The sequence below is a fragment of the Paenibacillus tyrphae genome (genome assembly GCF_027925525.1).
GTDB classification, from domain to species: domain Bacteria; phylum Bacillota; class Bacilli; order Paenibacillales; family NBRC-103111; genus Paenibacillus_G; species Paenibacillus_G tyrfis_B.
The window spans coordinates 89,936-107,279 of sequence record NZ_BSDJ01000025.1; the positions used below are offsets into that span (position 1 = coordinate 89,936).

At 55.2% G+C, this 17,344-nt stretch carries 13 protein-coding genes, 1 pseudogene and 1 riboswitch; of the genes and pseudogenes, 6 read left to right on the forward strand and 8 right to left on the reverse strand.

What is annotated here, in order from left to right:
* The first annotated feature begins 2 nt into the window (after positions 1–2).
* Entirely contained in the window at positions 3–1,103 is a 1,101-nt protein-coding gene (locus QMG93_RS25105) for a GerAB/ArcD/ProY family transporter (protein ID WP_281941373.1), read from the forward strand.
* Positions 1,100–2,218, forward strand: coding sequence for a Ger(x)C family spore germination protein (locus QMG93_RS25110; RefSeq protein WP_281941375.1), 1,119 nt, complete (start codon positions 1,100–1,102; stop codon positions 2,216–2,218). Before QMG93_RS25105 ends, QMG93_RS25110 begins: the two co-directional genes overlap by 4 nt.
* A gap of 1 nt (position 2,219) precedes the next feature.
* On the opposite strand, the gene QMG93_RS25115 is transcribed toward QMG93_RS25110, so the two are convergent.
* Positions 2,220–3,044: a DUF2935 domain-containing protein gene (locus QMG93_RS25115; RefSeq protein WP_281941377.1), complete on the reverse strand. Its 825-nt coding sequence runs from the start codon at positions 3,042–3,044 to the stop codon at positions 2,220–2,222.
* Positions 3,045–3,177: 133 nt separating this feature from the next.
* Between QMG93_RS25115 and QMG93_RS25120 the strand changes: the two genes are divergently transcribed.
* The gene (locus QMG93_RS25120) at positions 3,178–3,939 is read left to right on the forward strand and encodes an aminoglycoside adenylyltransferase domain-containing protein (protein WP_281941379.1); all 762 of its coding nucleotides are present in this window, start codon (positions 3,178–3,180) and stop codon (positions 3,937–3,939) included.
* Between the two features lie 145 nt (positions 3,940–4,084).
* On the opposite strand, the gene tenA is transcribed toward QMG93_RS25120, so the two are convergent.
* Genes tenA through QMG93_RS25140 form a run of 4 tightly spaced genes read right to left on the reverse strand, consistent with a single transcriptional unit; the run spans position 4,085 to position 7,683 of the window.
* Positions 4,085–4,750 carry a thiaminase II gene (gene tenA, locus QMG93_RS25125; protein WP_281941381.1) on the reverse strand — a complete coding sequence of 222 codons (666 nt, stop codon included), beginning with the start codon at positions 4,748–4,750 and terminating at the stop codon, positions 4,085–4,087.
* 48 nt (positions 4,751–4,798) lie between these two features.
* Positions 4,799–5,593 (reverse strand): energy-coupling factor transporter transmembrane component T family protein, encoded by a 795-nt coding sequence (locus QMG93_RS25130; protein WP_281941384.1) that lies wholly within the window; start codon positions 5,591–5,593, stop codon positions 4,799–4,801.
* A 6-nt stretch (positions 5,594–5,599) separates the two neighbouring features.
* Positions 5,600–7,102, reverse strand: a complete 1,503-nt coding sequence (locus tag QMG93_RS25135; protein ID WP_281941386.1) for an ABC transporter ATP-binding protein — start codon at positions 7,100–7,102, stop codon at positions 5,600–5,602.
* Entirely contained in the window at positions 7,099–7,683 is a 585-nt protein-coding gene (locus QMG93_RS25140) for an ECF transporter S component (protein ID WP_281941387.1), read from the reverse strand. The genes QMG93_RS25135 and QMG93_RS25140 overlap by 4 nt, the downstream gene beginning before the upstream one ends.
* 189 nt (positions 7,684–7,872) lie before the next feature.
* Positions 7,873–7,978: riboswitch (TPP riboswitch) on the reverse strand.
* A 397-nt stretch (positions 7,979–8,375) separates the two neighbouring features.
* On the opposite strand from QMG93_RS25140, the gene QMG93_RS25145 reads away from it, so the two are divergent.
* From QMG93_RS25145 to QMG93_RS25155, 3 genes are all read left to right on the forward strand, one after another.
* On the forward strand, positions 8,376–8,597 hold the full coding sequence (locus QMG93_RS25145) for a hypothetical protein (protein ID WP_281941389.1): 222 nt from the start codon (positions 8,376–8,378) through the stop codon (positions 8,595–8,597).
* Positions 8,598–8,782: 185 nt separating this feature from the next.
* Positions 8,783–9,574 (forward strand): archaetidylserine decarboxylase, encoded by a 792-nt coding sequence (gene asd / locus QMG93_RS25150; protein ID WP_281941391.1) that lies wholly within the window; start codon positions 8,783–8,785, stop codon positions 9,572–9,574.
* A gap of 32 nt (positions 9,575–9,606) precedes the next feature.
* Positions 9,607–10,857, forward strand: coding sequence for an MFS transporter (locus QMG93_RS25155; protein WP_281941393.1), 1,251 nt, complete (start codon positions 9,607–9,609; stop codon positions 10,855–10,857).
* Positions 10,858–10,924: 67 nt separating this feature from the next.
* Here the strand turns inward: QMG93_RS25155 and QMG93_RS35435 are convergent, their stop codons facing one another.
* The 3 genes and pseudogenes from QMG93_RS35435 to QMG93_RS25175 form a co-directional block, all read right to left on the reverse strand.
* Complete coding sequence (locus tag QMG93_RS35435) at positions 10,925–15,595, reverse strand: S-layer homology domain-containing protein (RefSeq protein WP_413789335.1); 4,671 nt, start codon at positions 15,593–15,595, stop codon at positions 10,925–10,927.
* 172 nt (positions 15,596–15,767) lie between these two features.
* Positions 15,768–16,967, reverse strand: a pseudogene (locus tag QMG93_RS25170) (DNA-binding protein); the annotation flags it as partial.
* 18 nt (positions 16,968–16,985) lie between these two features.
* Positions 16,986–17,344 (reverse strand): hypothetical protein (locus QMG93_RS25175; protein ID WP_281941397.1); only part of this gene is annotated, 359 nt, incomplete at its 5' end.

Below are 17,344 nucleotides of genomic sequence, written 5' to 3' on the forward strand. Positions count from 1 at the left end.
TCATGAAAAAATATACCATGAATGAAATCAACCTGAAGCAGTTCATCTTTACGATCTACAAAACCCAGATCGGTATCGGCGTGCTGTCCCTCCCGCGCGACTTGGCCGAGACGGCCGGGACGGACGGCTGGCTGGCGCTTGTGCTCGGCTGGCTGCTCGCCGTACTGTTCAGCGTCATCATCATTAAAGTGATGGAGAAGCATCCCAACGATTCGCTGTTCGACCTGTTTCCAAAAGTTTTCGGTCGATGGCTCGGCGGCTTGTTTACCTTGCTGTGGATTTTGTATACCGCCTTTTCCGCAACTATCGCTATGATCTCGTCGATTCACATTATTCAGGTATGGATTTTGCCCAATGCCAAAGAATACGTGCTGATGCCGCTGTTCATCATTCCCGTCTACATGGCGACCAAGCAAGGGGTCCGGGTCATCGGCCGGTTTGCGGAATTTGTGTTTCTGTTCACCCTGTGGATGCCGATGATCCTGTTCTTAACCTTGCAAGAGAGCAACTGGCTGAATCTTTTTCCGATCGGCCAGAAGGGGTGGATGCCCATTCTGACGACCGTCAAAGCGACCGTTCTCTCTTTCCTTGGCTTTGAAGTCGCGTTTATGCTGTACCCTTTCCTGCAGGACAAAAAATCGGCGGTCAAAGGCGTCTTTATCGCCAATACGATGTCTATGCTTATTTTTATGCTGATCACGATCTGCAGCTACGTCCGCTTCAGTCAGGATGTGATCATGGAGTACGTCTACCCCACATTGAACCTGCTAAAGCTCATTCGCCTTCCGATCCTGGAGCGGTTTGAAATTATTTTTCTTCCGTTCTATTTGTTTATCTTGTTTATGACGGTGATCCCTTATCTATACATGTCCGTATTCGGCATCAGCCGGATGCTCGGCAAACCGGATCATCGTCCCTACTTGCGTCTAATCATACTCGGCTGGCTGGTGATGCCCTTCTTTTTTACGCCTTCCTTTTCCGAAATTACCGGACTGGGAAAGCTATGGGGCAATGTAGGGTTGTGCGCGGCCGTTCTGTTCCCCATCTTCCTATGGGTATACCAAGGAATATTCCGTAAGCTTAGAAAGGGCGCATTGCGATGAAAAGACTCCTGATCGCCATCCTGACGCTCTCCCTGCTGCTCGCCGTTCCCGGGTGCGGTCGAAAAATGTATTTGGAGAACCGGCAAATTATTTTGATGACGGGCGCCGATCTCAGCAGCGACCAGCATTTGACCGTCTTCACGTCCACCCCGGTGTTCAGTGTGGAGGCCAAGCAAAAATACAATATATCGGAAACGACCGCCGATACGTTAAGACAGGCCAGATCGAAGCTCGATACGATGAGCACCGGCCCGCTCGCTTCCGGGAAGATCCAGACGGTATTGGTTGGGAAAAAGCTGCTGCAGCGCGCGAATATGCTGTATTACCTGGATGTGTTCATGCGTGATCCGAAAAGCGAGATCAACGCAAACGTCGTGGCTGTGGACGGCTCTGTCAACGAGATTATGTATGCGAATATGGCGGATAAAGGACGGCCTGGCGTCGTCATTAAAGAACAGACGGAGGCAGCGTTCACCAGCCGAACGGCCGTAAAAACGATCATGCAGGAATTTCATCAGCAGCTCCTCGATCCGCGAAGAACGCCTTCCTTGACGGAGGTCAAGCTAAAGGACAACGAAATCGTCGTGTCGGGAACGGCTCTTTTGTCCAAAGAAGGCACATACGCTACCTCGCTAAACAACGAGGAGAGCACGCTATTAATGCTTTTGCAGCAAAAAAAAGGGCAGCCCTTCCCTTTTACGCTGCACATTCCGCCGCAGAAAATAAAGGCGGAGCAGCGAATGGCCTACGTCAGCCTGGAGATCGGACATGTGAAGTACGACATCAAGTCCAAGCATGAGAATAACCGGTTTGCCTTCGATATCGGAATGGACATTGATGTGAATATGACGGAACGGCTGTTCGAATACAACCTTGAGAAAGATAAGGAGCGGCTGGAGCAAGCTATCGAACAGGAGCTGCAAAAAAAATGCGAAGCGCTGATCGCAAAAATTCAGAAGCACCGCATCGATCCGATCGGATTGGGCGTATATGCTAAATCGTTCCACTACGATCATTGGAAAAAAGTCGAGAACGATTGGGGTCGGGCGTTAGGCGAAGCCAAGGTCCGCGTAATGCCAAAGGTTACCATCAAAAGCTCCGGGGTTGCGATGTAGACTACCTTACGGTCGGCTTCGTTAACGGACAATCCGGGATCTCGAAGATGGCGATATTAAAGTTCGCCAGCTTGCGCAAAAAATAACATGTCTCCGGAATATGGTGCTCCAGGAAGCGAAGCGTCGTCCGGCTTAAAAGCTGGGAATCCCGGTACAATCCGAGAATATGCTCGACCAGATGGTAGAAGACCACGACGGACTCGGACACTTGCTTGGCAAACAACCGCTGCACCGGAAAAAGCGGCGGAGTGAACCGCAAATAGCCTTTGATGGCTTTGTTTTTGATGATATGCGCTTGAAATTCCTGCTCAACTTGATGTACCTTCAAAGATAAGGGAATTTCGACCGGATCTAGGGCGTTGCGCGCCAACACCGCATGCCCCAGCTGATCCTCCAGCCACAGGTCCAACAATTCGACCAGCGAAAGCTCCGGAGGCCGCTCCGCCCGCATAGCATACAGGAGAAGCCGCAGGTATTCCTGATTCTCATTCAGCGTCCCGTTCAGAAACGTCGGCGACAAGTTCAAAATAACGAGGTTTTGCACCCGCAAATGCTGCATATGCCCTTCGAATTGAAAATAACCGACGGCTACTGAGTAGCTGGCCTTGGCGAACTCCGCCATCTCGGGGGATTCGTAAGGCAAGTCCGGGTCGACGGCGTACAGGCGCTCCCGCAATCGGCGGAACGCTACGATATATTCCTTCGCCGTATCGACCCACTGTTCTTCGGCCGGCGACAAATAATCGCGCATGAAATAAGCGTGATCCTCCAATATTTCAAGCCAGAACCGGTGTTCGTCCCAGGCGGTCATCTGGGAATATTTCATGGCCATCCCTCCAAGACGTTGTCAACCTATCCTATGTCTTGACAGGGAGCAATTAGTACCGGAAAAGCAAACCGGCCCGGCATCTAGGGACGGTGACGCCGAGAGGCAAACGATTTTGCACAGGAGGGAGAGTATGCTTGTTCCGTCGGCATTGGACGACATCACAAACCTGTTTAAAGAAGAGCTGAACGACAACCTGGCGGGCATTTATTTACACGGCTCTTTGGCCATGGGATGCTTTAACCCGGACAAAAGCGATATCGACCTGCTGGTTGTGGTCAAGCGCAAGGTGACAGCGGAAACGTTCAAGCGGATCGCCAACAAGCTTCTTGCCATCGATGACGAGCTGCCGAACGAAGGCGGAATCGAGCTGAGCGTCATTCTGGAAAGTAGTTTGGGCGAGTTCGTCTATCCTACGCCTTTTGAATTTCATTATTCCCCTTTGCACAAGGACAAGTATCGGACGGACGGGAATTATATTTGCGGAGGCCGCGAAGATCCGGACTTGGCAGCGCACCTTACGGTCGCTTATCACCGGGGAATCGCTTTATACGGGAAGCCGCTGCGCGAGGTGATGCAGCCTATCGACAAGCGATTTTACGTGGAATCCATTCTTCACGATGCGGAGGACGCTCCCCAAGGCATCCTGGAGGCACCCGAGTATTATGTCTTAAATTTGTGCAGAGTGTTATATTATCTCAAGGAAGGCGCCGTTTCTTCGAAACGGGAGGGCGGCGAATGGGGCTTAAATTCGCTACCTTCGAAGTACGGGGAGACTGTACGTCTATGCTTGGAGCGGTATGGCGGCAGAACGGACCGCATGAAGCCGGACAAGCGGCTGCTGTCCGATTTCGCCAGCTATATGCTGGGTGAAATCCGGCAGTCGGTTCAATGAGCCCGGCAGGCATGAAAAAGGCGCACAGCCGTATTTCGGCGGTGCGCCTGAGCTTGTTTTGTCTTCGGGAAATATCCGCTGATAAGCGGCTTCAATAAAAATTTCGGAAGTGGATACCCCACCCCTTCGTAACCTCTATTAAGAATTATAATACCGGCCATGTCTCCTTGCGGTAAGCCATGTCCCAGAACATGTATTCATACCGGCTGCTAAGAATGAAATGATTCTGCATCCGCTGCCGGTCCTGAGCCGTTGCCTGCTCCGCCAGCTCGTCCAGCCGGGCGATCTGCTCTTCGACGAGCACCCGGAACCATTCGCCGCCGTAGGCTGCGATCCATTCGCGGTAGATCGGCTCTTCCGGCGTGCAGCCTGCCAGCCGTTCGCCGATTTCGTAATACAGCCAATAGCACGGCAGGATTGCGGCGATGATGTCGCCGAGCTGACCGGTATAGGCCGCACGGATCATATGGGAAGTGTAAGCATACGAAGTGGGCGCAGGCTCGAACGCCGCTTTTTCCTCCTCGGTGACGCCGAGCAGCTTGCTGAATTTTTCATGCAAGGACAGCTCCGCCTCATAGGTGCCCTGCGCGTGATGCGCCATGCTTTTCACTGTTGCCAAATCATTCGCTTTCGCTGCGCCGAGCGCCTGCACGCGGGCGAATTGGGACAAATAGTACGCGTCGTTCAGGACGTAATGCCGGAAGCAATCGAGCGGCAGCGTGCCGTCGCCGATGCCCTTGACGAACGGATGCTCGAAGCTGGCTTGCCAGCTTGCGTCCGCCGCTTGACGTACTTGTTCGGAAAATTTCATAACGAATCTGCCTCCTTGAAATTCGGTAAACCAACCATTGCCGCATCACTATCGCACGTCGCCGACCGGAAAATACGGAAACTTCCAGCCGAGCAGCAAAGCGGCTGCCCAGACCATCAGCGTAACGGCCAGCAGCAAGCCGTCGCTGCCCGACCATCCGATGCGGTAATAATACGTACGTTTCGCGGCGGACGAGAAGCGCTTCGCCTCCATCGCGACCGCGATCCGCTGCGCGCGGCGGATGCTCTGCGCCAGCAGCGGAATCGAATGCCGCTTCAGCGTATCGATCCAGCCGCGGACACCTTTTCTCATCTTGACCCCGCGCACTTTGAGCGCCATCTGCAAAGTGCGGTATTCCGCCGCCACCATCGGCATGAGCCGCAGCGCGGCCATGAAGCTGTAGGCGTATTTCGCCGGGAGCCGGCACTGCTGCATAAGCGAGTAAAACAAGCCTACCGGGCTGGTGGTCAAACCGAACAGCAGTCCGATCAGCGCCGCATTTACGGTTTTCAGCCCGACAGATAGGCCGCGGAAGAAGCTTTCCTCCGTGATATGCACGAGCCCCCAGCGCACCCACGTTGTCTCTCCCTTGCCGAAAAACACCATCGAGGTGGAAGAGGAGACGAACATCAGCGCAAACGGCAGGGACAGCAGCAGCAGTCTGCGCCACGGGTGTCCGGCGGCGGCAAAGAGCAGCACCAGATACATCCACGTCATATTGGCAAGCACGTTGATATCGTGCGTGAACAGAACAAGCAGGAACAGGCTTACCGATACGAGCAGCTTAAAGCTCGGATTGACGCGGTGCAGCCACGTTTCCCTATAGGACCAGGCCAATGGCACGTCTCGTCAACTCCCTACCTCTTCGAATGTCGTCCGCCGCTCCGGGCGCAGCCGCGCCTCGTAAGCTTCGGGGCTCATATCCGCGGCAAGGACGCCTTGCCGCACCTCCCATACCCGGGTGGCAAAGCGGCTTACAATGTCCGGGTCATGCGTCACCATGACAATGGCCGTTCCTTCCCGCCGCCACGCTTCGAGCTTCTCCAGAAGCGCGAACGTATTGGCCGCGTCCTGGCCGAACGTCGGCTCATCCAGCAGCAGCAGCCGCTGCGCTTTGACGGTTGCGGCCGCCACGCTCAGCCGGCGCTTCTGCCCAAGCGAGAGCTGGTACGGGTGCAGGCTGCGGTGGCCCCCAAGGCCGAACCACGCCAGCAGCTCCTCCGTTTTCGCACGGACCGCAGGCTCCGGCTCGCCGTCCCGGCGGAAATTGAACGCCACTTCGTCGTATACCGTATGCGCGACAAACTGCATTTCCGGATTTTGAAAGACGTAAGCCGCCGTGTCGGCGACATCGTCGAAACCCCGGACCATGCGGTCGCCCAGCTCATAGCTTCCTTCCGTCCGCAGCAACTGCATCAACGATTGCAGCAGCGTGCTTTTGCCTGCGCCGTTCTCGCCGACGACGGCGATCCAATCGCCGGCGTTCAAGGCAGCCGCCGCCGCTTCGATTTTCTTCACCGGACCGTAATAGCCGGCGAAGCGGTCCAGCCGGAGCAGCGGCTCCTTCGTCGCTGCCGGCTCGATCCGCTCCCGCTGCGCAGCGGCATTACGCCGGTCGTAGTCCTCCCATACGCCGGGGTACCAGATGCCATACTCCTGAAGCTCGCGCTTATGCGCTTGGAATACCGTATCCGGCTTCCCGTCAGCCAAAATGCGCGCCTGCGTATCGAACAGCACGACCCGGTCGACGAAATCGACGATCTCGTCGATCTTATGCTCCACGATGAGCACCGTCTTGTCCCGGGTAACCTGCTTGACGGTTTCCCATACCTCGGTCGTGCCTTCCGGGTCGAGCAGTGACGTCGGTTCGTCGAGGAACCAGACGTCCGGCTCCAGCGCCAGGAGCGACGCGATGGCGAGCCGCTGCTTCATCCCTCCCGACAGCGCGGCGATCGGCGTGTGCAGTTCCTCAAGCCGCAGGCCGACCTGCTCCAGGCAGCTTCGAATCCGCAGCTGCATTTGTTCGCGCGGCACCTGAAGATTTTCGAGCACGAACGCAATCTCTTCGTCTGCATACGGCATGCAGAACTGCGCGTCGGGGTCTTGGAACAAGTAGCCCCAGGACGGCGGAATGCCGATGCTGTCATGTTTGACCGGCACGTCGACCGCCTGCGGAATCAGACCGCTCAGCACCTGCAGCAGCGTCGATTTGCCGCAGCCGCTTGGCCCGAGCAGCAGCACCTTTTGCCCTGCGTCGGCGCCGAAGCTCAAACCGTCGAACAGCAGCGACGGACTGCCGGGAAATTTCAAGCGCAGCCCCGATACGTGCGCGATCCGGTCTGTGCCGCTCATTTCCGGTCCAGCGCCTGGTAATCGTCAAGGCTTGCCGGGCGGACAAGCTGCGTGACGCCGGTCTTCTCCAGCGCTTTAACCAACGCGTAAGCAAGCGGTCCGGTAATAAGGAACGAACCGACGAATCGGAGCACGATATACAAAGAGAGGTTCCACGGCTGCAATTCGGTCAAGTAGCTCTTGAAATAGTCGAACACGAGCGCTCCTGCGCCGGACGCCATTCCGGCCAGACCGGCAACGGCCGCGGTATACCGCTTGTAGCCGAACGCCGCGAAGACGAGCTCCGCGCACAGCCCCTGCACGATACCGTATGTCAGCGAGCCGATGGAGAATTGCGATCCAAGCAGCATTTCCGCCAGCGCTGCAGCCACTTCCGCCAAAAAGGCGACGCCCGGCTTGCGGATGATCAAGAAGGCGGCAGTCGATGCCATAAACCACATGCCATATACGAATTGCTCCAATTGGATGCCCGGCACTGACGCCAGGTTGTACACGTCTCCCCATACCCGGTAAACGATACCGAAGACGACGGCGATGACGACGGTGACCAGAATGTCGGTCAGCTTCAAGCCTTTTTTCATCTGTTTCCTCTCCTTCGAAGAACTGAAAGTGTTGTCCGGGACATAGCAACGTCGGTCTGCCCAAGCGGATTACGCCAAGATAAACGCGGAGCCGTAAATTTCCGTGAAGCTCACAGCTCCGCATCAACTAAAAAAGCCGCCCCCGTATAAGACGGAAGCGGCTCTTGTAAGCACAATATGATGCAAGCGTGCTGACGCTCTCCACTTCCCTACGCTGGTATCAACCAGATCAGGTTCAGAGGGTCTAGGATCTATCGATCCAATCTCAGCCCAAGCGGCTCCCCTAGTGACACACCTATATTACCACGGTTCACCAAATTGTCAATAAGAAAAGCTTCTTATCGAAGCATTATCGAGGAAGATACATTCGTGTCTTAGAGGAAGCTTTTCTTGCGAGCAGAAAGTTTACATGCGCTTTCGCGCTTTTAGTGAAGTTAAACTTTCTTTCCGGATTTAGCCCCTTTGTACTGCATTCATGTCGAAATTTGAAGAATCACTAGGAGAAATTTACCTTATAATGAAAAATAATCGCATTCCTTTTTGGGAAACGGTTACGAACTATGGCCTTCTTTGTCGGATTCTGCTAAAATAAAGGATACTTGGTACTACCCGGAACCTTTGTACCCTGCGTCCCCATATGCAGGATGCAAGCGATGGAAGCGCTGTCTTCAACGTAGGAAAGGAGCCTTACTATGGACGAACTGCTTCGATCGCAGCTTGAGATGGAATCGATCACGACCGATATGGTGAAGCATTGTTCTTATTGCGTCATGATTTCGCCCGATCCGCTGCACCGAACTCCCGTCTACTGCATTAAATATTCCGGGTCAAACACCCCGATCCTGGTTAATTTGGCGACGTGTCTGACCTGCGGCGATTTCAAGAAGTGCGGACTGGGCTTCGAGCAGTCGTGACCGCCCCGCAACGAAAGTTTTTGCGGATGAAGCTTTAATGCCCTGACCGTCTGAACGGAAGGCTCCTTCGGGAGCTTTTCTTGCTTTTTCGGCCCCGTTTGGCGGTTGCTTTGTCCTTTGTTCTATGTCAAGATAAGCGTTGTACTGCATTTCCATATTAAAAGGAACAGGTGAACCATAACCCTATGAAGATTTCGTTTTTTCGGCTGCTGACCGAGCTCTCCTCCCGTAAAACGGTGTCGAGGCTGACAGGAGCTTTTGCCAAATCCCGTGCCAGCCGCGGACTGATTCCCCGCTTCGCGAAAACGTACGGCATCCGTGTGCAGGACGCGGAAAAGGCGGTTCACGAATACGGATCGCTGAACGAGTTTTTTTCCCGCCGGCTCAAAAGCGGACTTCGTCCGATCGACGCGGCGCCGGACACGCTGGTCAGCCCGGTGGATGCCATGATTACCGGCATCGGGCCGATTCATGAGGGACTGATCGTCAATGTCAAAGGACAGGACTATACCATTCAGGAGCTGCTTAACGAGAGCCCTCGGATGATCAATTATACGAACGGCTACTACTGCGTGCTCTACTTGAGCCCGACCGACTATCACCGGATTCATTCGCCCGTCACAGGCGACATTCTTGAGAAGGAGCACGTCCCCGGCAAGGTGTATCCGGTCAACGAGTTCGGTCTCCGGCACATGACGCGCGTACTTAGCCGCAACGAGCGGCTCATCACCTACATGCAGCACGACGCGGGAGAAATCGCCGTGGTCAAGGTCGGCGCGCTGAACGTCAGCAGCATCCAATACGTCGTCCCGCTGCCGGACCGGTTGGAGCGCGGCGACGAACTGGCTTATTTCGAATTCGGCTCGACTGTCGTGCTTCTGATGGAGAACGGCACATTCGAGCCGCGGACCGCTCTGGAAGTCGGCAGCAAGGTGAAAGTCGGAGAAGCGCTCGGAACGTTTAAGCGCCGGGATTAGCGCATACTGACAGACGGAAGGAGTCTTTTCTCATGAAAGTCCAAACCGGTCCGGCGCCTGCGGTCCAGCAGGCAACTCGGACGGACGTCAAGCCGACGGTTTTTCGCATTCTGCTCGCGATCAGTCTGGTGCATCTGTTCAACGATACGATACAAGCGGTGATTCCGGCGATCCTGCCGATTCTCAAGGACAATATGAGTCTCAGCTACATGCAGTCCGGCGTCATCGTATTCGCCTTGAATATGACCGCTTCGGTCATGCAGCCGGTTGTCGGCTTGTATTCGGACCGCAAGCCGATGCCGTACATGCTGCCGATCGGCATGGGCTTTACTTTTCTCGGCGTCTTGGGGCTGTCGCTCGCGCCGAACTACGAACTCATTCTGCTGTCCGTTCTGCTGATCGGAATCGGCTCCGCCATCTTTCACCCGGAAGGTTCGCGCGTCGCTTACATGGCCGGAGGCTCCCGTCGAGGCTTGGCCCAGTCGATCTTTCAGGTGGGCGGCAACTCCGGACAATCGCTCGCTTCGGTGATGACGGCGCTCGTGTTCGCTCCGCTGGGGCAGCTCGGCGCCTTATGGTTTACGGCCGTCGCCGGGGCGGGCGTCCTCGTCCAGCTGTATATCTCCCGCTGGTATCAGGGATATATGGCGGCCAACCCGCCGCAGGCCCGGAAAAGCGGCTCCCGCGCCATGAGCCCGGCCCGCAAGAAGCAGATCGCATTTGCCGTATGCATGCTGATCTTTCTCGTATTTGCCCGTTCCTGGTACCATGCGGGCATTACGATTTATTATCCGTTTTACCTGATGGACAAATTCGGCATCAGTCTGGAGCGCGCGCAGATGTACATTTTCCTGTTCGCTGCCGCAGGCGCGCTCGGCACGTTTATGGGCGGCCCGCTGTCCGACAAGATCGGACGCCGGAACGTTATTTTTCTGGCGATGCTCGGCGCGGCCCCGCTGGCTCTGGCGCTGCCTTATGCCAATGCATTCTGGACTTACGTCATCCTGCTGGTGAACGGCTTCATCATCCTGTCGAGCTTCTCCGTCACCGTCGTCTATGCGCAGGAGCTGATGCCCGGCAAGGTCGGCACGGTGTCCGGTCTAATCACGGGTCTCGCCTTCGGACTCGGGGCGCTCGGCGCGGTAGGACTCGGCAGCTTGATCGATACCTTCCATCTGCCGCTCGTCATGCAGTTGGTCAGCTTCCTGCCGCTCATCGGCCTGCTGACGTTCTTCCTGCCCAGCGACGGTACGCTGAAGCAATGGGCGCAAGAAGCGGAGTAATACGCGCAATACGAAAAGGCCGTCTAGGAATCGAATTCCGAAACGGCCTTTTCTTCGTTTGATGAAATTATCCGGAGTAACCGGTCCAAGAAATATCGTCTACGGTGATCTGCGCACCGTTGGCGCCGTTCGTCGGAGCGCCGACATGTTTGATTTTGAGGTCAAAGCTCCCCGGGATATTCAAGTTGTTGACCGTAAAAGTTTCCATTGTATCCAGCGTCAGGGTATACGTTCCTTTGGATACGTTGTTAATGAACAGCTCTACTTTTCGTTCCCCGGCTCCCGTGAAACCTTTCAGCAATTTTACCGAGAAGCTTCCGATTCCGCCCGGAATATTGGATGCGCCGATTTCCCCTGCAGCGGCCGCTCCCGAACCGGTACGTTCCGCTTTCAGCATAATCCCTTTTCCGTCAATGACGTAAGTCGACAAATCAGTCCGTGCCGATACGTAGTTCCAAGCGATCGAATTCATCCCAGCTACCGTACCGGAAGCATATGAGCTGGAAGGAGCTCCGATGCCGTCCAGTTTCTCGATGTTCCAACCGGAGGCATTGGCTGTGATCACATCCACCGCATTGGAATCTCCGTTGTACGGTCCGCCCGTCACGTTCAACTTGAACTTGTACGCCGTTCCCGGTATCAATCCGTACACGGTTGCCGTTACGGAGCTTGCGCCTAGCGCTCCTTGCGTGTCTGCTTCCGTCCATGCCGCTCCCCCATTGGCGGACTGCATCATTTTGACGGATGCGGCCCCGGCTGGCGCCGTAAAGCGAAGCGTCACGCTTGTGGAAGTTTTCGCTCCGTACACCAGGTCCGTAATCGTCATGCCGCCGGGAACGGTAATATCCGCGGAATCCTTGACTTTTACTTGAGCGCTCTCGTTAAACCGGCTGGATGCGCCGGTTACGTCTACGGTGTCCCCGTTTCGATAACGGAACTGATCGTACGTCAGGCCGATCCGGTTATCGACCCGTACCCGTACTTGCTCGGAAGCTTTTACCGCATCGAATTCAAATGTCCCGTAATCGTTAATCTTCGTTAAATTGGCGATCGTGACGCCGCTCAGCTTGACGAGTTGCCCGGCGTTGGCAGGACCGACCTCAGCAGGCGTAACGTTAAGCGGAGAGGGAACCGCTTCGGTTGCGGATTTGATAACTCCGTTTTTATCCGCATTGACTTGAAGCTCTCCATTGTATTTGCCGATCAGACCGGTGACGGTTACATGGTCCCCGGGATTGAGTTCGATGCCGCTTTGAAAAATGTATATGCCGCCAGTAGCATCTTGGAGATAAAAGCCTTTGCTTCCCCAAATGCCCGATTTCGATGTGGCTACGCCTTCGATCGTTACTTTGCTGTTGTCAGCCGCCGCGCGTGCTTGCCGGATCGTAACTTTACCCAAATCCGGGCCCGGCTCAGGCGCTTTCGCTTTGGCGATTCGTCCGTCTCGGACGTACGCGATGTCACCTTTGTAATTCCGTACGAAGGCAACCGTGGCCTCCAAATCTTCCGGTCCGGTGACCGGATTTTTGCCAAGCTGACCGATCGGAGCGTATTTTGCTCCCGTGGACGTATACATAAAGTTGTTCACCACAAGCGTATACGTCTTGCTGTTGTCAATCGGCGAGCCGTCCGGCAATGTTTTTTTGGTGATTTTGCCCGTGGCTGCATCATATTCATACCGGAAGCCGCTGATGCTATAATCCGGACCGAATGTAGAGGAAATCTGGGCATTGACGATGGCGTCCAGATCTTTCCCCTTAATCTCCACTTTCATCAGCACGTTATTGAACGGCTGGATATTGAACAGCTCTCCCCACGTGATAGGCCCGGCGTTCAGGTTGTCGCGGATTCCGCCGCCGTTCATCATCGCAAAATCGGCATTCATCGACCATCTCATGCCATCCGCAAGCAAATTACCCAGCGCATTGTCGCCGTCGTTCGCGTAACCACCCGTCATCGGAATGGTTGCCTTGCCTACGACTTCGTTGATCATCGGAGCGATTCGATTTTCATACTTCTTAATGATGTTACTTATTTCAGCATCCGGCTGAATGGCGTCTTGTCTCGTATATACGATCTCCGCTTTTTTACTTACGATATCCTGGGTCACCGGATCGATTTCCAGATCGATGTCGGCCATTGCTTTGCCATACTCCCAAGCCTGTACGATCAGCTTGTTGTTCACCGTTCCGTTTACAACCACATGATTGTGCGCCGCCACAATAACGTCCACTTCCGGATCGATATTTTTTGCTAGCGTCGCGGACGCTCCGGTAACGATGCCGTTCGCTCCTTGCGTTGCGTCCATATGGGCCAGAACGACCATCGCTTTAACGCCTTGGCTTTTCAGCTCCGCTGCCGCCTTGTTGACCGCCTGCGCTTCATCCGTGAACTGAATGTCTTGAATGCCCGCCGGCATCACCATACCGGCTGCCGATGTCGTAACCACGCCGATAAAGCCGACTTTCACCCCGGCCACTTCCACGACCGCATACGGAGGCAGGACGGTTTTGCCCGTATCTTTATACACGATATTGGCTGCAAGCAGCGGGAATTTGGTACCCTTGTAGTTTTCGATGCCCTTCGGATGCGTTCCGCCGTTCACCATGCGCAGCATTTCCGCGGTACCTTCGTCAAATTCGTGGTTACCGACCGTTCCGACATGGAAACGCATCGTTTCCGCCACTTCAATGGTCGGCTCGTCTTGAAGCAGGGCCGAAACCGGAGAACTGCCGCCCCACAGGTCGCCCGACTCGACAAGCAGCGTGTTCGGCTGTGCCGCCTGGCGCTGTTTCATGTAGGCCGCGACGTAGTCCATCCGGCCGACATAAGTGCTTTCGGTGACCGAAGGATTCGCCAGCGTCGGCACGTTTTTCTCGTAGTACGTTTGATCGATTTTTCCGTGAAGGTCATTGATGCTCAGCAACTGTACCGGGATATTGCCTGAATCGAGCGTCGTCGTCTCCAATGCTGCCGGCTCGGATTTGGTTCCGTTACTGCCGATCGTCGATACGTATACTCTGTACGCCGTTCCTTTTTCCAGTCCGATGAAAGAATAATAGGAGTTCCGTGTGGTGGCTTCCGAACCGACCTGCTTGCCGTCTTTCGTAAACAAGCTGACGCTGTACCCGGTCACCTTGCTGTCGGCAGCTGCTTTCCATCTGGCCGTCAGACCGTACATTCCCGTCGAAAGAGTCAGGCCTGCCGGCGGTGCGGGTCTGACAACATCATCGTCGCTGCTTCCGCTTCCCGACGAGCCGCCCCCTGTCGGGGACCCGGTCCCATTCGAGCCCGTGATTTTCTTGTCGCCGACTTTCGTTTCGACGTTGGCAGCCAGTTCGAGCTTCTTGGGCTCCTTTTCAAACGTGCTGCCGTTTTTATTGACAATTGCCTTCTCGATTGTTCCGCTGCCTTTGACTGTGCTCGCCGCATTAAGCGTCAACGTTTTTACGGTGGCTTGTTCCCCTACCTGAATAGAGCTGTTGTCCGCTTTCTCGTTGACTTTCAATTGCTCGACGACGCCTCCGTTTAAGGCGACATTCGCAGCTGCGTCCAGTGTCAAAGCGTTTACCGTTCCGCCTTGCACATTCAGGCTCGAACCTTTTCCTTGCTCGCGAACCGTAAATGCTTTAAGATTCCCGTTCACGAATAGGACCGTGACGTTCGATGCGTTCACGAATACCTCATCGAAGGTTCCGGCCAGCGTGGCCGTAGAGCCGGCAGGCATGCGAGAGGTAAGATCCACCTTGCCGAAGGCCGCGCCCGACGAGCCGTTCGTTTCGAGCTTTGCTCCCGAATTCAGACGTACTTCACCTATCGTTGTCGTTCCCTTGGCGAACAGACGCACTTGTCCGTTCGCTTTGCTCACCGTCACTTGACCGAGCTTGGAATCTTCAATGACGATGCTGTTCGGACCGCCACCGCGTACGATAGTACGGCCTTTCACCGTCACGTTTTTCATGTCGGCACTGCCTTCGCCGATGCCTTCGGACAAAATCAAATCGCCGTCGATAGTCATGTTCTCCAGCTTCACACCGGCCGAACGGACAATGACATGACCCTCGGCGCGGCCATTGTATGTACCCGCCTGATCATAAGAAGTGGTTTTGGAAGCGAGCGGGTTGGCGCGATTCAGCGTCATAACCGCCTCGGCCCGGGTAATCGACCGCGCGGGCTGATAGGTACGATCCGGATATCCTCCCATATACCCCAGAGCGGCAACCGTTCGTATGGCTTCCCGGCTCCAGCCCGGAATGTCGGCGGCATCCTGAAACGCAGGGCCGGACTGATCCGATGCGGAGAGCTTCAGCAGCCCTTGGAGCATGACCGCCACTTCCTGACGGCTCACCGATTGATTCGGCTTGAAGCTTCCGTCCTCGTAACCGTTGATGTAGCCTGCTGCTTTCGCGGCCGACACTTCATCGCTGTACCAATCTGCCGGTTTTACATCCGAGAAACCAGAGGCGGCTTTCTGCGTCAAGCCGAACGCCCGGTTCACAAGCGCAACGAATTCCGCTCTCGTAATGGAGGCATCGGGTTTGAACGAACCGTCCTCGTAACCGTTTACCAGTTCAAGGTCGGTCCAATTGCGGATTTCTTTTTCCGCCCAATGACGGACGTAATCCCCGCCGGAAGCGGCTGCCGATACTGGCGAGACAGAAGGCAGTTGACCCGCGAAGAGCATAGTGAAAGACAATAAAATGCCGGCGGATTTCTTTAACGTTTTTCTTAATATCAATTCCCGATCCCCCTCTTAAAATAAAAAATGGGACGACACCCATGTCGAACCATGTCCAGTATACATTTTTTGTGTAAATCGCGCGTAAAGTGCAGCATAAGGTTTTATTAAGGAGGATCAAAAAAGTGGTTGAGCAAACATTTCTGCTCAACCACCTTGTCACAGCTTACTTGCCGTAGGAGCCGCTTGAAAACGAGCTCGGGTCCCACCATTTGTAGCCCGGCGAAGGGGCAGCCCAAGGCTCGGGTTTCGGCTCGACCGTTTGCTCCGGAATTTCATTCTCCGCCCCGTTCGTCAGCAGCGGAGTAACCGGGTCCAGCTCCAAGCCCTGCACCTCGTCCAGCGTCCGGTAGTTCTCCTTCTTGCTGAGCCACTGGACGATATTGACCAGCAGCACGCCGTCGTCAACTTCCTTGAAGCCGTCGTACGTTTTTTTGGACTGGCCGTTTTCTTCGCGCTTGTACTTCGGCGTCGCGTCTTCCACGGGAGAGGAGTCGCCGATAAAAGCGGCCTTGCCGAGTCCTACCTTCGCCACGGCGACATACGGCCCTTCGGCCAAGCCGCCGCCGGCATACACACCCTTGTCCACGGCATTGTTCCATCTTGCCGCAGTGGACGGCAGATAGACGATGCCTTTGGCTTTCTTCGGATCGACAATTGCGATCGTACTGCCTGCGTGCATCGCTACCGCTTTGACGCCTTTGGTAATGCCGAACGCTTGGGCCGGTTTGACGATCGTCGTGGCGTTAATGTCGCCGAGCGCGTTGTAGCGGAAGCGGACGCCGAAGTTCTGACCAAGCCAGTCGGAGCTCTGTACGCCCTGCATGGCCGCCGAGTTCGCTTCTTCGGCGCTCATCCCTTTGGCCGGATTGCTCCAGGCCCCGCGGCGGTAGCCGTTGAACACCTCGGAGGCATCCCAGCGGTTTTTGTTCCGGTCAGCATTGTAATGGTCAGATACGAAAAAGATGCTGCCGCCCTTTTGCACGTATTCGAGTATCGCCGCCTGCTCTGTCGTTTTGTACGGGATATTGGCCTCAGGGATAACGAAGACGTCGTAATCCTTCAGGTCGCTGTACGTAATAGGCTCCGACTTGCGCAGCTCCTTCACGTAGTATCCGCTCTTGGCAATGCCACCCGCAAAATCCGAGAACCCTCCGTCTATGACCCAGTCTGCGGCGCCGGCCGTTTGGGCGTGCGTATTGTCGAACAATACCTTCATTCCCTTGGCCGGACCGGCCGGTTGAAGGAAAGGGGCCGGATCGGAAGGGCCCTCGGCGAACGCCGCGCCCGTTCCGGTCAAATAATGGCCGAGCGGAAGTGCAATCGCGAAGGCCAGCAGCGCCTTGAGCGCTTTTTTACGAAAATCGATCATTGGTGGCTTCTCCTCCTTTTACAGCTCTTCAATCACGATATCGTCGATGTTAATTTGGGCGGACACTCCCGACCCCGTAGGACGGGCAAGGTACATAAAAAATTGATTCGTGCTCTGCAAACCGTTGAATGTCCATTGCAGCGTCGTCCATTCCGTTTTGACCTCGGCCGTAAAATCTTTGTACTGCGTTTTGGCCGAATAGTTCTCGGTATCCGAATTGCTTCCGAAGCCGACCGCAAATCTGTGGGTCGCTCCCGTATCGTTCGAAAGCTTGGCCTGCAGGGTAACCCGGTATTGCTTCAGCGGATGAATCGGGAAGGCGTCGGCAAACAAATACAGTTTGTTCGGCGTATTTTGATTCGTCCGCCATTTTAAGG